This window comes from Acinetobacter sp. YH16051 (assembly GCF_013417135.1).
Taxonomy (GTDB): Bacteria; Pseudomonadota; Gammaproteobacteria; order Pseudomonadales; family Moraxellaceae; genus Acinetobacter; species Acinetobacter towneri.
Genome location: NZ_VPEN01000004.1, coordinates 160,817 through 175,381, shown reverse-complemented (window position 1 = coordinate 175,381; position 14,565 = coordinate 160,817). Strand labels below are relative to the sequence as shown.

The window sequence follows — 14,565 nt, the reverse complement described above, 5'->3', positions numbered from 1 at the left end:
ATAAATTGGGAAAATTGAGAGTATTTAAAAGGAAAAACGGGCGATTTCCAATTAAATCGCAAATACAGTGCGTTTGAGATGGCTCTATTATGCGATAAGAATGGGGGAAAGTATTGCTTATTGATAAATATTTTTTTGGTGTGCTTGCCAAAATGAGCAGCAGTATCACAACGATTAAAAACTAGAAAGCTAAGCGCTAAAAAGCCCTACAATCTGAAATTGAGGGCTAATCTAGCTTACATATTTTTATAGACAGTATCTCGCCGATCAACATCTAGGACTAATACAAGAACCCTATCGTCAATAACTTGGTACACCAATCTATATCCTGCAGATTTAAGCTTTAGTTTATAAAGATCAGAAGATCCACGTAACTTATTTTTAGGTATCTTGGGAAAATCTAAGATTGCTTCCAACTTTTTAATAAATTGTTCAGCAATTTGTGGATTTAGTTTATCAAACTTCTTCAGAGCTGCGTCTGCGAACTCTAGCTCGTAGGTCATTAATAGATACCTTTACTGTTTCTGTAGTATCAACTTGTTCAGCCAGTTTTATAAGCTCTCGATCTTCGATTAAGTCCATCATTTCTTCATATAACTCAGCAGGAACACAGTAAAAAGCAGGGGTATTTCTATTCAGAATAGCGACAGCTTCACCAAATCCTTCATTGACGACTTTCATTGGGTTTTCTTTAAGCTTCGAAACACTAGCGACAAATCGACTGTGAATAATGTTGTTCATTAGCATCACTCCACAATATGTACAGACAATATAATCAATTTAAAGACCTGATGCAAGTCCTGTTAATAGGTCTATAAAGATGCTATTACGAAATGAAAGCTAATGAATACAAATGACCGTCTTTCCTCGATTAAGCCGTATTAAATGCTGGACAAGCAATCTTCTACTTAATCAAATATTGGAATAAAGAAGGCAGCTTTTACAAACTTGGCATCACAGCCAATAACATACTTACTAGATATTACAGCTCGCTTTATGCCGAATTAATCCAAAATCAAACTACTAGGCAGATTGAAAGTATAGAAATTGGCTAGGCACTTATAGTGAAAAGAACTTAAGATGAAATAAGTGTATATATTTTTAGGATCATGAGTTCATTAATGAAAATTTACCAAGTCGATGCTTTTAGCCATGAATTATTTAAAGGCAATCCTGCTGCCGTACTTGTTAGTAAAACATGGTTAGCCGATGATTTAATGCAAAATATCGCATTGGAAAATAATCTGTCTGAAACCGCTTTTGTCAAAATTATAGATGCGGAAAACTTTGAAATTCGCTGGTTTACACCCACAACAGAAGTCGATTTTTGTGGACATGCGACACTTGCCAGCGGCTTTGTTTTATTTAAGGATTATACCGAGACAAAGACAATTCAATTTCATGTGAAAAAATTGGGGATTTTTACAGTTCAGCAACAGCAAGATGGCAAAATTTGCATGAATTTCCCAATTCGTGCTGCCCAACAAGTTGAAGATTATCCCGATATTTTACGCCAAGCTTTGACTAAACCATTTAAAAACGTCTATATCAATGCGCAAGCCTATATTGTGGAATATGAATCGGTACAAGATGTGTTAGATGAACAGCCTAACCTTGAATTATTAAAACAATTGGGACAGTTGCGCACAGCCATTACGGCACAGTCGAGTGTTGATGTTGCGATTACTGTCTCTGCAAATACACAGTATGACTGCGTATCGCGTTATTTTGCACCAGCCATGGGCATTGCAGAAGATCCTGTTACAGGTTCAATTCATACTGCAATTGCACCGCTATGGGCAGAAAAATTACAGCAAACCGAACTTGTGGCATATCAGGCTTCTGCCCGAGGTGGCGTACTGTATTGCAAGATTTTGCCTAATGATCGCATCGAAATTTCAGGTTATGCGCAGTTATATTTGCAGGGTGAAATCATGATTTAAACATGCACAGCATTAGACCTTTCATCCATTTAAAAATGTTCAAATGCAGGGTCAAAATTGAGTTTTCATTTTACTTTATTTTGGAGATGAAGCTGAGATGAGAGAAGTCTGCTGGATTTTTTTCTTGGTTTTAACTTACATCATTTGCAAATATTTACTGTGGGTTTAATTGCAGCTTGTTATGCTGTTTGCGCTCAAGTTGAAAATTGTCATATTTCATGGCAAATCAAAAAATAGAATGAAATCAATCGGGAAAAAGAAGTTGCTACGTTTTAAAACTCTCACTTTATCTTTATGTGTACTGGCATTTAATGGCGTGATTTTCGCGCAGCCAGTTTTAGTAAAATCTAAGCAAGAAATACAAGAATATCAACTTGATAATGGCTTAAAAGTCATTTTGGCACCCAATCAGAAAGAAAATAAAGTCTTTATGAATATGGTGTATTTAACGGGTTCATTGAATGATCCACAAGGCAAAGGTGGTTTGGCACACTTGTTGGAACATTTGGCATTTAAAGGTACAGAAAACGTACCTGCCGAGGAGTTTCAGCGCCGTTTAGATCAATATAGTTTAATGCACAATGCCAGCACCGACTATTACTCGACTAAATACACCAACATCATTCGTCCTGAAACTCGCGCCGTCAATGAGATGATTTATCTTGAAGCGGAACGCATGGATAAATTGGTCATGCAGGAAAAATATGTGCCTGCCGAAATTGCGATTGTAAAGCGTGAACGCGAAGTGCGTATGGATCAACCGTTTTCAGTCTTGTTAGATCAGGTGTGGAAATCGGCCTATGGTAATCAGTATTTCGGACGCTTACCCATTGGCGATTTAAACGAACTGCAATCCATTAAAATGCAGGAGTTAAATCAATTTTACCGCACATGGTACGCGCCTAATAATGCTATTTTAGTGATGACAGGCAAGTTTGATCAGGCAGCGGTGTTAAAACAAATTGATCAACATTTTAGTCCAATTGCAGCACGACAAATTCCCAAACAAGTACAAGTGCCTCGATTAGACAGTAACAAAATTCAGCAACGAAATTTTGTGGTACAAAAGGGCAGTCAACTGGCCAAGTTTAATCTGTATTTAAATGGCAATGACGAAAAGATCAAAACCGCTTTGGTGCTGTCACCATATTTACATACATTGCAACCGAGTGGGCATTTGTATCAAGCACTGGTAGAAACAGGCAAAAGTACCATGGTGCAGTCTAGCACATGGTTAGATCAAGATTTTAATTTGGTGTTGATGGGGGCTTTGTATGCACCCAATCATGATGCCAAGCAAGTACAAACTGGCTTGAATCAAAGCATCGAACAGGCAAAAAACTTTGATGATGCCGAGTTACAACGTGTTAAAAACTTGATTCAAAATCAGGCTGACAGTGTCATGAATGATGCAGTGGCTTTGGGTGGTCGCTTGAGTGATTATGCTGTGGCTTATCAGGGGAATTGGACACAATACTGGCAAGATTTACAAGATATTCAGCAGTTAAATGTAGATACTCTTAATCAGCATTTAAAACAATTTTTTACTGCAGAACATCGCATAATAGGGGATATTCAACCCACCCCTGAAGATCAAAAACAGGCACTTACAGCAAAGAAAGCGGCTGAAACAGCAAAAACTTTAGATCAGCAAGATGCACCTGTTGCACCGTTGAAAGACGTGCAAAGTTATCAGCAAGAAGTGACAGACTATGTGCAAAAATCCAAACAAGCTTTGATTCAAAATGAAAAAAAGATTCAGCGTGGCAGCTTAAAAAATGGTGCCAAGTATGCATTATTTCCAACTGCAACGCGTGATGATAAAACCTATGCCACTATTTCGGTAAATTTTGGTACGGCACAATCTTTATTTAAGCAGGGCGAAATTTTAGATTTAACCGCGTATTTGTTGCTGCGTGCATCTCAAGAGCATAGTTTGCAAGACATCGCCGATCAGTCAATTGCTGCAGGTGGTTCGGCTTTTGCACAAGCCGATGCTAATGCGATTCATATTCAAATTGTGGCAAAAAAAGAAAAGTTTAATGCGTTTTTTAATTTTGTTTTAGATGTCATGCAAAACCCAAGTTTTGAGCAAAGTCAGTTTGATTTAATTCGTTCTCAAAGTTTATCCAGTTTAGAACGACCTTATACCGAGCCTGAAACTGTGGCTGCTTTGACTATGGCGCGTTTAATTGAAATTTACCCGCAGGGCGATTTACGCTATCACTTCGAACCTGGATTTGCGAAGCAACAACTGCAAGCTGCAACCCAAGCGCAGGTGCAGCAGTTATATCGTCAATTTTTCGCCATGAATTATGCACAGATTGCCATTACAGGTGAGTTTGATCCGAAACAAATTAAAAAAACTTTAGTTCAGCGTTTGGGGCAATCGCGTAATACGGAAGTGTATCAACGCTTAGATTCAGCCTATACGGCATATCCTGCGAAAAAGTTGCATGTATTGGCAGAACAGCGCGAATTTGGCAGTTATCAAAGTTTATTGACCTTGCCTTTGGGCGTAAATCATCCTGACACACCTGCCATGATGGTGCTGAGTTATATTTTGGGCGAATCGCAATTGTCTTCACGTTTGGCGCAAGAATTACGTGAAAAAAATGCATTGGTTTATGGTTTTAGTAGTGGTTTGAGTTTAAGTGAATTTGAACAATCGGGTGCGCTCAGTATTTCTGCGCAATACAGTGCAGGCAAGTCGGCTCAAGTGTCACAGGCGGTGCATAAAGTGTTGCAGGAATTGCGCCGTGATGGTGTCAGCTTGCAAGAAGTTGAAGCTGCAAAAGCCGATATTTTGAAAAAACGTGTGACTGCCTTGGAAGATGAACGCAGTATCCACCGTATGTTAGTGCCACAATTAGAACAAGGTCGTGATTTACGTTACCGTGAGCGACGTGATCAAGCGTTAGCAAAACTCAGCAAAGCCGATGTAGATGCTGTGATTCAGAAATATTTACGCTTAGAACATTTGCTTGAAGTAGCCGCCGATCAATATGGTCAAGCCAATGTTGAGGTGCTGCCGTTAAAGCCGCAGTCTAAATAAAGATTCAATTTAATTTTGAGCAGATACAAAAAACGCATCCATTTCGATGCGTTTTTTGTCTTCAAGTTTGCTATCTATGCTCAATTGGCTAAAGCTTTATAAACGATAAAACTGTTTGGCATTATGATGAAACACTTGCTGCAAAGCATTTGGATGATAGGCCGCAACAATATCACTAGTCGCATCAATTAAATTGACCAAAGACGTGCTCACTCGATCCATTGGAAAATTGGAAGCAAACATCAACCGATATATTCCAAAGCTTTGTAAGGCATGCTGAATCAGTGGTGCAGTTAAATCTATAATTTCCTGTTTTGAGGCTTCACGTTTTTGCAAGTGAAATTGATGTCCTAAAACAGGCATAAATAACCCTGAAATTTTGCTGTAAACATTTGGACAGTGTGCCAACTCGGCAATATCTTCTTGCCAACGAAACAGAATGTTTTCCCGTGCTGTTTTGGTCACGCCTGTATGTGTGCCAACTTGCCCGAACAGCCCTGCAGGTGTGCCCAAATGGTCAAGTACAATAGAAGTTTCTGGAAATTGTTTAGCCAGCGCCAAGACATCGCCCAATTGGGTCGAATACGTCCATGCATCAAAACTTAAATTATATTGCGCTAAAGCTTCAAAACCTTTTAGAAACTTTTTGTTCCGATATAAATGTGGTTCGTCTGCCCAAGAGAAAATCCCGTGATCTTCATGCACGGCTGCCATTTTACGAATTCCACGGAAGTTTGGAGAGGCTTTGTGATGTAATTTTAGAATTTTCTTAAAATTAGAATCGCGCGGGTCTGCAGTGGCGACAATCGCGCCCAAAGCCAAACCATTATTTTTAAAATCCAGACTTTCTATAAATTCGGTTTCACCAACTACACCTTTGCCTTTATGGTTGTGCCAATTGGCTTCAATATGCACAACTTTTTCAGCCGTATAAAAACCTAAGTCGCGGGCATAATGCTCAGGTAAATAGGGCGATGTGACGTGCTCGGTGCGTCCCAAAGTTTCAATGAGTGTTTTCGGTTTTATCAGGCGGATGGTTTTATCTAGCAAATTGGGATGCTTGCCCAAAAGCTTAACAGCAAGTCGTGCGCTGTGTGGCGTGTTATACGGATCCCACTGATGAATATGTGCATCAATGAGTGCAAATCCTAGATTCTGCATAATGATCCTGTTTTTATGACGCTATTATTTCACTATTCAAAGCCATCATGTTACAAAAGGGAAGGGTTATTTATCGAAATCTACAAGTTTGAAAATTAGCCGCAATAAAAAAGCCCCGTAGGGCTTTGTTTATATGCAAAATTAATGATCGTGCGAGTGGTCGTGATCATGTTTATGGGTATGAAATTCTTCGTTGTGACGGAAGCGCAAATAGTTTTCAAACTGTTCGCAATATTCATCATAGTTATCTTCAAGCATCATTTGAAATTGCTGCAAGATATATGACATAACTTGGTCTTTGGCATCGCGCATTTCATTGCCATCTTTAAAATTATTGGCTGCCACCCAAGTATTAAAACGTGCAGTAGCAAATAACATGGCAGCACTCACCTGACCACGAATTTCGGCAGGTTTTACTGTGGAGCCTTTTTCAAAATGACAGAAGCCATTGGCCTGTTTAATAAATTCATCGGCACGTTCAAAAAAAGCCGCATTTAATGCTTCTTCTTCGGTTACATCGGTTGCTTCAATCTTTTGAACCATGAATTTTTCCTAAGCTAAAAATCTGAATGTTTCATTATAGGCAAAGCCTTGCAGAAACAAAACCTTTGCCTTAAGCTAAAAATAGCCTAAGCAAAATTGGAGTGGTTGATGCAAGATGCGATTGCGGTACAAAGTTTAAAAAGCGACATTGCTTTATTACGTCAAAATATTTGGCCACCCGTGCAACTTGCCCATGTTGAAGGCTTGCCGATTTACTATGGTACACGTGCAGAAGTAGCAGAATACTATAAGCAATGGACAGGGTTGATTGAACGCGCGCAGGATTTATTTCAACCTTTTATGCAAGATGAAGTCATTGATGCGGTGCATTTGCCCAGTCATTTGAACTTGCCTTTATTTTATTTTCATGTCGATCGGATTCGAGTGAATAAAACCCGCGCCAAAGAATCGAAAACTTTTCGAGGGATTGCCAGCCTGATTGAAAAATGTGGGCAATTTGAACCGCAGGAAATTCAGGTTATGCAGCGTTGGTTAGACAGCGATGACAGTGCAGCACTGGTGGCACATCGTGAGTTTATTGATTTGCGTACTTATGTGTTTCAGCATGGGCAAAGTGACTACACGCGCACCCGTTTTTATGTGAATGGTATTGTGTTAAGTGTCGAACCACATTTTGAACTGGTCGATGCCCGAGATAAGCCACGTAAGCAGCGCAGTGACAGTTATCAAGACCCTTTGGCAGATAACCAAACATGGAAAGTATTTGGTAAATATCGTTAATCTTTTAGAAAGTTTGGAATTTGCAGATTAAATACTAATCTAAGATATAAAAAATAAGCTCAACATGAAATGAATCCCTGTTGAGCTTAAATGTGATCATTGATTGATGATCAAACTTCAACTACGACCAAAAAGGCTGACTTTCAGCAAACTGCTGTAAATCCTGTTCAATCTGTATGGAAATATGACGTTGTTCCGACGCAATCCAACCCAATACAAACCATGTTTTCGGTTCCGCTTGGGTATGGCTTTCGAATAAACCTTGTGCCACCATCAAATCATTAAAATGTCCTAAAGTTTCCTGTAATGGTTTTAGAGTTTTTAAATATGTTTTGACATCATCTTCTGCAAATAAACTGCTCACAAACTCCACGGTATAGCGTAAGCGTTTCACACGCTTACGTGTGCGGTGTTTAGAGTCCACATCTAAGGTTTGGAAATGACCTGTATCATCACAAATTTGTTGATGCATTTTCTGCAAGCGTTTACGTAATACTTTTTTGAATGGTTTTGATTCTGCATCTGCAATCGCAGCCGAATGTGCAAAACTCATAAGTTGTAACAGTAATAAGGTTGTGGTCGGTGAGCGGAAAATTGCATCAATCGCAATGTTTTCAGATGCTGCAGGTGGTAGTTCGGTAATAGGTGAGCCTGCATTTTCAAGTTGCGGAATCAGACTTTCGCGCAAAGCATCTTGATCGCGGGTCGAACCTAACTGCTGAAAAAGTGTCGCCAATTGACTTTCCCAATTGTTATTTGCCAACGCATCATATTCAGCAAAAATTTTTAAGGCACTGCGTAAACGTCGAATGGCAACACGCGCTTGATGCACATGCCCACTGGCATAATCTTGACTGGCAATCGCAGCTGCATTGGGTAGCAAGTGTGCCAAACAATTCTGAGTAATTTGTGTCAACAACTCATGCATATTTTCGGGGTGTTGCAATTGTAAAGCACTTTGCTGCTGTACAGGAATCATGGTTTCATTGTTATACAGCATATTGCCACGCTGCGATTTACTACGTGTGTCGAGCCATAAATGATATTTTTTAATCCACGGCTGAATATAGGCAATTAAATCTGCAATTTCACCTTGTTTCAGTTCAAACTCAACTTCGTAAATTTCAATCGAATTTTTACCTTGTCGGATTTCACCTAAATCAAAAGCAACTTCAATTTGGCTGTTTTTATAATGTGCCAATTGACTGTAGCGTAAAACATCGGTTTCAAACTGCAGAGTTAAATTGACTTTTGAACCATCCAAAGCCTTTTTTAAAATCTTCCGAGCTTGTTTATGATTTTCATAACATGCCAAATCACACAATTCAGGCGCATCATGTCCTAATTCATGTTCAAGCTCAAAGCGTTCATAATGTTGTGGACTAGGCGCTTTTAAAGTTTGTCGCCAAATATCTCCCTCTAAACGCTGACGCAGGGCAATGCGTTGTTTGGCTAAGTGCTGGTCAGGACTATCATAATATTTAGCCCATAAATGTTGTTGTTGAACTAGTTTGTTCTTTTTAAATGCTATTTCGAATGCCGCACGATAATTATGTGGAATTTGAAATTTCAACTCTATTTCAGACATCGGGAATTCCCTCGATGAAAAAAGATACGTTCTATTAACTATAGTGTAAATCTATAAATGAACAAGGGGAGAGCTGTGAACAAAAGCTTGAAAAAGAAAATAATTTGTATTCAGTTTTTAATTCAAAGCAGCCGAAGGAATATTCAAAAGGCTGCCGTTGTATTGCAGTATTTTTAGCGTGTGCTTTGAGGATGTTAAGGATACTTATTTTAAGAATTTACGGCTCACCATAAATTGTTCTGTCGCTTCCAATAAACGCTGTGCATACACTTCCTGTTTTGCAGTGAGCCAACCTAAAACAAACCAGTCGCTCGCTTCCAATTCAGTTTGTTGAATGTATGCTGCAGAAGATGCCAACACTTGATATTCCTGTGCTGCAAGCTGTGCATCATTCAAAGCTTTACTATATTTCTGCAAATTTTTGACATCATAAATATGCGTCAAAATGGGGAAGCTAAATTTTAGTTCCTGAATACGCAAAGCCAGTTGATCTAAACTTTCAAAATCGTGAATATCACTGTGCTGTAATTGTTCATGTAACTGCTTATATTGCTGTTGCAACGTGTTTTGTGCGGCAGTTTTTAAGTCTAAACCTGAGTGATCGCTCGCGGCTAAACTAAACATCAATAATTCTAAATAGTGATGCACATTTTGCGTTGAACGGACTAAATTGACCAATTTTTCTTGGGCGTACAAGGTATCTTTTTTTAGGTTCTCTGCAGTCGTCGGGTTCTGTAAAAATGCGCCGAGTGTGGCTTGCATGTGTTCCAAATGCTGCAGGTGATCAAAATGTTGTTTAAATGCTGCAATTTGCATGGCCCATTTATCGCCTAAATGCTTCGACCAATCTTTAAATAAGGATAGTGTTAGTTGTAAATGTTGCAAAGCGAACTGCGCCTGATCAATATGACTTTGTTCGGCAACTTGAGCAGAAATTGCGGCAATATTGGGCAATAAATGCTGTAATTGTTGTGCAATTAACAGGCGTAAATTTTGGTCGGCATGGTCTTTTTTACTGAATTGAAATTCTTTGCTCTGAGCCGCAGGGCTGACTTTTTGCTGCACAGAAAGCAAATGTCCAATTTCTGCTTTATTGCGCACATCCAGCCATAAATGAAATTTTTTCACCCATTCAAAACTAAAAGCCAGCAATTGCTGAATTGAACCTTGTTTCAGTTCAAACTCAACTTCATGTACTTCAACTTCAGCATCTGCACAACGAATGTGACCAACATCTAAACTGATTTCAATGTCAGTATCTTCAACGGTCATTAGTCGTGAGGTACGTTGAATATCGGTTTCAAATTGTAGTTGCAACTGATCCCAATTTTGTCCCAAAGCTTGATTTAGCAATTGTTGTGCTTCGGGAATACTTTGATAAATTTGCAGATCAAGTTGTGGTGGAGTATCTGGATTTTCAGTTGGCGCAAGTGGATGGTTATGTTCAAAACTATGAAAATGACTTTGACCTGCCGCTTTTAAAGTTTGTACCCATTGCTCACCTTCTAAACGCAGTCTTAACGCCATGCCATGATGCGCCAAGCTGTGCGCAGATGTATCAAAATAGCGTGCTTTTAATGGAATTTGAGTCGATTTTTTCGGGTCTAAAGTTTTGAGTAGTGCAGTACGACGTGCGACTGGAATTTGAAATTTTAATTCAACTTCGACCATGAAAAATATCCTGAACGTAAAGCATGTTGCGCCAAAGCAGCGGCAAACAAATTGGTATTATAAATTTGTGAAAATTGCAGAACGAAGGTTTTGCAAAAGTGCGTTTGATTGTAACTAAAATATGCCAAGAAGTAAGGCTTGACCTTGGCTTTTTTAGGGTCTGTTGGCATTTCCTAAATGGCTTGCGCTGTAGGCTAAAACTGAGCAGATCAGGCATGAAACGTAGGGAATAGCGAGACTATTGCCAAGTTTCATAACGCAATCTGAGAAAGTTTTAGCCACAGCCTTTCAGGACAAGCATATTTTTTGCTGCTATTGCGTTATGAGTCAGTTATTTAGAACGACTAAATTTCCTGTCTCATGCCTTATATCAGCTGAAAAATATGCGTTGTCGCAAACATAGACGAAGTGTCAACAGACCCTTGAGTTTGGTTTTTTTTTGGCTTAGTTTAAAGTGTCGTTGAGCGTAGCAAAAATAATTCAAACCTATAAACATCAGGATGATGAACATGAACGCAGCATTAAACCCCGAATTTGAGCCGACACCAGATCCCAAGTTTGAATTGCCAATTCAGGATTATTCAACATTTTATCGCTTTTATTTAACTGAACACCGCAACATTATGAGCCGTCGTTTGCACGTTGTTGGCAGTAGTATCGGTTTATATTGTGTGAGTAAAGCCATACGCCATAAAAAAGTCAAATATGTACTCTATGGTTTGCTGGCAGGCTATGCTTGTGCATGGGTCGGGCACTTTGTTTTTGAAAAAAATAAACCTGCCAGTTTTAAACAGCCTGTGTATAGTTTTATTTCAGACTGGCGGATGTTTGCCGATGTTTTGCGTGGTCATTTAAGTTTGCAAGATCGTGCTAAAGATAAAATTCCAAGTTGAATTGAGCGCTTAGTTATACCGTTTAGGCAAAAACTAGACGATATGTGATTATTTTCATAAAAAATGTACAAATAAAATTAATTTTTTGTTGAAATGATAGAGTGAATATTCTAATAATGTGTCATCAAATTTATTGATAAAAGTTTGTGACTTTCCAAGCCTAGAGTGACCTTTCTCTAGGCTTTTTTTATGTGAAAAATTATATTCAGAATGGTGTTAAATCAGAAATCATTCATCTTTAAGCAAGGATATAGAGCAAGCAGGTTACTGATAGAGCGGCATGAAAAAATATAGACACATGATCATTTGTCGCATCCCCACATGCGCTCTGGCACAAATGATCATGTGTCTAAATGGGCGACCTAAATATGTCGTTATTCGCTGTAGTCACCCGTATGGATTTTAAAATCCATATCTTATTGAACTGGTTGCAGTTCTTGTTTTGCGCAGTTCAATTAAAGCTAAATCTATCTTTTAGCGCTATCACTAGAATTTGGTATTTTTAAGTTTTTGACTCAATAAAACCCAAACAAAATAGAAGCTTATAGAGCCTATATAAAAAAACTTGTTGAGCCTGAGGTTCTGACACATGCCGCCTGAATGTGTAATAATACAGACCTTGTATTATTTGTGGCTGAGATTATGCGCGGTTTATATTTGATTACCAATGATGATCCTATCGAACTGCTTTTGGCAAAATTAGAAGGGGCGATGGCAACTTATGAAGTCGCGGTGTTGCAATATCGCCGTAAAAATGTGCCTCAAGCTCAGCAGGCATACGAAATTGAATATATGAAATCGATGTGTGATCAATACAAAGTGCCATTTGTGATTAATGATGATCTTGAAACTGCAGTGAAATATGGTGTTGGCGTACATTTGGGTCAAGAAGATGGCTCTATTGTTGAAGCGGTTGCACGTTTACCACAAGATGTATTGATTGGTCGCAGTTGTAATAACTCGATTGAATTGGCAGAGCAAGCCATTGCCGATGGTGCAAACTACGTGGCTTTTGGTGCAGTCTATGCAACTGAAACTAAACCTGAGGCAAGTACACTTACATTAGACACGCTCACACTGGCGAAGCAACAACTCAATGTGCCAATTTGCGCGATTGGTGGTTTAACTGTTGAAAACAGTCAGCCTGTCATTGAAGCAGGTGCAGATTTATGTGCAGTGATTAGTGATATATTAAGACGTCCGATGCATACTGTTGCACAGCGTGTTTATGATTGGTCTGCACTTTTCAAAGCAGACACTTAAAGCAGACAGCTAATTTTTTATTTTATTTTTTGAGTTGAGTGCCTCCATGAGCTTATCTCCAAAGCAAGAACAATTGTTTAAACAAGCCAATAAGCATATTCCAGGTGGTGTCAATTCACCTGTACGCGCATTTAACGGGGTAGGCGGAACCCCTGTATTTATTGAAAAAGCCAAAGGTGCTTATTTGTACGATGTCGATGGCAAACGCTATGTCGACTATGTAGGTTCTTGGGGACCAATGATTTTAGGTCATGCCCATCCTGCTATTATTCAGGCGGTGCAAGCTGCAGCTGAAGATGGTTTGAGTTTTGGTGCGCCAACGGTGCATGAAACGACTTTGGCCGATATTATTTGCGAAATTATGCCTTCAATTGAGTTGGTTCGCATGACCAACTCAGGTACAGAAGCCACCATGACCGCAATTCGTTTGGCGCGTGGTTATACAGGTCGTGACAAAATCGTCAAATTTGAAGGTTGCTATCATGGACACTCAGATTCGCTGTTGGTCAAAGCAGGCTCAGGACTTTTAACCAGTGGTGAAGGTGAAGCAACTTCTGCGGGTGTTCCTGCCGATTTTGCCAAACACACGTTGACTTTGCCCTATAACGATATCGCCACTTTAAAAGAATGTTTTGCAAAGTTTGGTGCTGAAATTGCGGGGGTGATTGTTGAACCTGTTGCGGGCAACATGAACTTGGTTAAACCGATTGATGGTTTCTTGCAAGCGATTCGTGATGTCTGTGATGAACACGGTGCAGTTTTTATCATTGATGAAGTGATGACTGGTTTCCGTGTTAGCTTGGGCGGTGCTCAGGCACATTATAATGTTAAACCAGACTTGACCACACTCGGTAAAATTATTGGTGCAGGCTTACCAGTAGGTGCATTTGGTGGTAAACGCGAAATCATGGAGTGTATTGCACCATTAGGTAAAGTGTATCAAGCAGGTACTTTGTCGGGTAACCCATTAGCGATGCGTGCAGGCATTGAAATGTTTAAACATTTACGTGCCGAAGGTTTTTATGAAAACTTAACTGCGCAATTGGAAAAATTATTGGCAGGCTTACAAGCTGCGGCAGATGAAGCAGGTATCCCATTCAAGACGCAACAAGTCGGTGCGATGTTTGGTTTGTATTTTACTGACCAAGATGACATCACCAGTTTTGATTCTATGCTGAATTGCGATGTCGATGCTTTCCGTAAATTCTTCCACGGAATGTTGCAACGTGGTGTGAACTTGGCGCCATCTGCTTTTGAAGCAGGCTTTATTTCATCTGCGCATAGTGATGAAGATATTGCCTACACCATTCAAGCTGCAAAAGAAACATTTGCGGAAATGAAGGCGTAATTTGACCTCTGCTTAACACTGTCCTAAAAGGCATAGATATCTCCAAAATATCTATGCTTTAGGTTAAATTGAAGACATACTCTTCAATTTAATATCAAAGGCTTAGATCAGCGTCTTGTTAAACACTAAAATAGCCTGGTCAAACTAAATATGAATCCTATTACTTCATTTGCTCCCGCCATCAAAGATATAGCTTCAGAACGGCTTTGTTGTGCAACTATCTTGCACTATGATTTCATTGTATTTTTCTATCCAAATTTTAAAAACCTTTAAAACAGTATCTTAAAAAATATTTATGCAACAAAGCCTCCTGCATGCTATAAAACCCACATTTCTAAAAGCAGGCTGATTTAAAATTC

The 14,565-nt window shown here is 39.2% G+C and carries 12 protein-coding genes; 6 read left to right on the top strand and 6 right to left on the bottom strand.

Annotated elements, in window-relative coordinates:
- Positions 1–236: 236 nt before the first annotated feature.
- Entirely contained in the window at positions 237–503 is a 267-nt protein-coding gene (locus FTV41_RS05475; RefSeq protein WP_154320646.1) for a type II toxin-antitoxin system RelE/ParE family toxin, read from the bottom strand.
- On the bottom strand, positions 457–741 hold the full coding sequence (locus FTV41_RS05470; protein ID WP_154320647.1) for a type II toxin-antitoxin system Phd/YefM family antitoxin: 285 nt from the start codon (positions 739–741) through the stop codon (positions 457–459). The genes FTV41_RS05475 and FTV41_RS05470 overlap by 47 nt, the downstream gene beginning before the upstream one ends.
- A 380-nt stretch (positions 742–1,121) precedes the next feature.
- Between FTV41_RS05470 and FTV41_RS05465 the strand changes: the two genes are divergently transcribed.
- Together FTV41_RS05465 and FTV41_RS05460 are read left to right on the top strand one after the other, a co-directional pair.
- Entirely contained in the window at positions 1,122–1,943 is an 822-nt protein-coding gene (locus tag FTV41_RS05465) for a PhzF family phenazine biosynthesis protein (RefSeq protein WP_154320648.1), read from the top strand.
- Positions 1,944–2,205: 262 nt separating this feature from the next.
- On the top strand, positions 2,206–4,998 hold the full coding sequence (locus FTV41_RS05460; protein ID WP_257221916.1) for a pitrilysin family protein: 2,793 nt from the start codon (positions 2,206–2,208) through the stop codon (positions 4,996–4,998).
- A gap of 96 nt (positions 4,999–5,094) precedes the next feature.
- On the opposite strand, the gene FTV41_RS05455 is transcribed toward FTV41_RS05460, so the two are convergent.
- Positions 5,095–6,159 (bottom strand): amidohydrolase, encoded by a 1,065-nt coding sequence (locus FTV41_RS05455; RefSeq protein WP_096901876.1) that lies wholly within the window; start codon positions 6,157–6,159, stop codon positions 5,095–5,097.
- A gap of 141 nt (positions 6,160–6,300) precedes the next feature.
- Positions 6,301–6,702, bottom strand: coding sequence for a DUF3144 domain-containing protein (locus FTV41_RS05450; protein ID WP_004973007.1), 402 nt, complete (start codon positions 6,700–6,702; stop codon positions 6,301–6,303).
- A 108-nt stretch (positions 6,703–6,810) separates the two neighbouring features.
- Between FTV41_RS05450 and FTV41_RS05445 the strand changes: the two genes are divergently transcribed.
- Positions 6,811–7,443 carry a hypothetical protein gene (locus tag FTV41_RS05445; protein ID WP_179996253.1) on the top strand — a complete coding sequence of 211 codons (633 nt, stop codon included), beginning with the start codon at positions 6,811–6,813 and terminating at the stop codon, positions 7,441–7,443.
- Positions 7,444–7,564: 121 nt separating this feature from the next.
- Here FTV41_RS05445 and FTV41_RS05440 read toward each other — a convergent pair whose 3' ends face one another.
- Together FTV41_RS05440 and FTV41_RS05435 are read right to left on the bottom strand one after the other, a co-directional pair.
- The gene (locus tag FTV41_RS05440) at positions 7,565–9,031 is read right to left on the bottom strand and encodes a CYTH and CHAD domain-containing protein (RefSeq protein ID WP_179996252.1); all 1,467 of its coding nucleotides are present in this window, start codon (positions 9,029–9,031) and stop codon (positions 7,565–7,567) included.
- Between the two features lie 204 nt (positions 9,032–9,235).
- Positions 9,236–10,702, bottom strand: coding sequence for a CYTH domain-containing protein (locus FTV41_RS05435; protein ID WP_179996251.1), 1,467 nt, complete (start codon positions 10,700–10,702; stop codon positions 9,236–9,238).
- Between the two features lie 503 nt (positions 10,703–11,205).
- On the opposite strand from FTV41_RS05435, the gene FTV41_RS05430 reads away from it, so the two are divergent.
- The 3 genes from FTV41_RS05430 (at position 11,206) to hemL (ending at position 14,206) form a co-directional block, all read left to right on the top strand.
- The gene (locus FTV41_RS05430; RefSeq protein ID WP_373682951.1) at positions 11,206–11,595 is read left to right on the top strand and encodes an Mpo1-like protein; all 390 of its coding nucleotides are present in this window, start codon (positions 11,206–11,208) and stop codon (positions 11,593–11,595) included.
- 642 nt (positions 11,596–12,237) lie between these two features.
- On the top strand, positions 12,238–12,858 hold the full coding sequence (gene thiE / locus FTV41_RS05425) for a thiamine phosphate synthase (RefSeq protein WP_096900945.1): 621 nt from the start codon (positions 12,238–12,240) through the stop codon (positions 12,856–12,858).
- Between the two features lie 46 nt (positions 12,859–12,904).
- Positions 12,905–14,206 carry a glutamate-1-semialdehyde 2,1-aminomutase gene (gene hemL / locus FTV41_RS05420; RefSeq protein WP_131260835.1) on the top strand — a complete coding sequence of 434 codons (1,302 nt, stop codon included), beginning with the start codon at positions 12,905–12,907 and terminating at the stop codon, positions 14,204–14,206.
- Positions 14,207–14,565 lie beyond the last annotated feature (359 nt).

Bases quoted from the DNA above. Each gene is read 5' to 3' on its own strand.
- FTV41_RS05475 (WP_154320646.1), bottom strand. From the start codon at position 503: ATGACCTACGAGCTAGAGTTCGCAGACGCAGCTCTGAAGAAGTTTGAT.
- FTV41_RS05470 (WP_154320647.1), bottom strand. From the start codon at position 741: ATGAACAACATTATTCACAGTCGATTTGTCGCTAGTGTTTCGAAGCTT.
- FTV41_RS05465 (WP_154320648.1), top strand. From the start codon at position 1,122: ATGAAAATTTACCAAGTCGATGCTTTTAGCCATGAATTATTTAAAGGC.
- FTV41_RS05455 (WP_096901876.1), bottom strand. From the start codon at position 6,159: ATGCAGAATCTAGGATTTGCACTCATTGATGCACATATTCATCAGTGG.
- FTV41_RS05450 (WP_004973007.1), bottom strand. From the start codon at position 6,702: ATGGTTCAAAAGATTGAAGCAACCGATGTAACCGAAGAAGAAGCATTA.
- FTV41_RS05445 (WP_179996253.1), top strand. From the start codon at position 6,811: ATGCAAGATGCGATTGCGGTACAAAGTTTAAAAAGCGACATTGCTTTA.
- FTV41_RS05440 (WP_179996252.1), bottom strand. From the start codon at position 9,031: ATGTCTGAAATAGAGTTGAAATTTCAAATTCCACATAATTATCGTGCG.
- FTV41_RS05435 (WP_179996251.1), bottom strand. From the start codon at position 10,702: ATGGTCGAAGTTGAATTAAAATTTCAAATTCCAGTCGCACGTCGTACT.
- FTV41_RS05430 (WP_373682951.1), top strand. From the start codon at position 11,206: ATGAACATGAACGCAGCATTAAACCCCGAATTTGAGCCGACACCAGAT.
- thiE (WP_096900945.1), top strand. From the start codon at position 12,238: ATGCGCGGTTTATATTTGATTACCAATGATGATCCTATCGAACTGCTT.
- hemL (WP_131260835.1), top strand. From the start codon at position 12,905: ATGAGCTTATCTCCAAAGCAAGAACAATTGTTTAAACAAGCCAATAAG.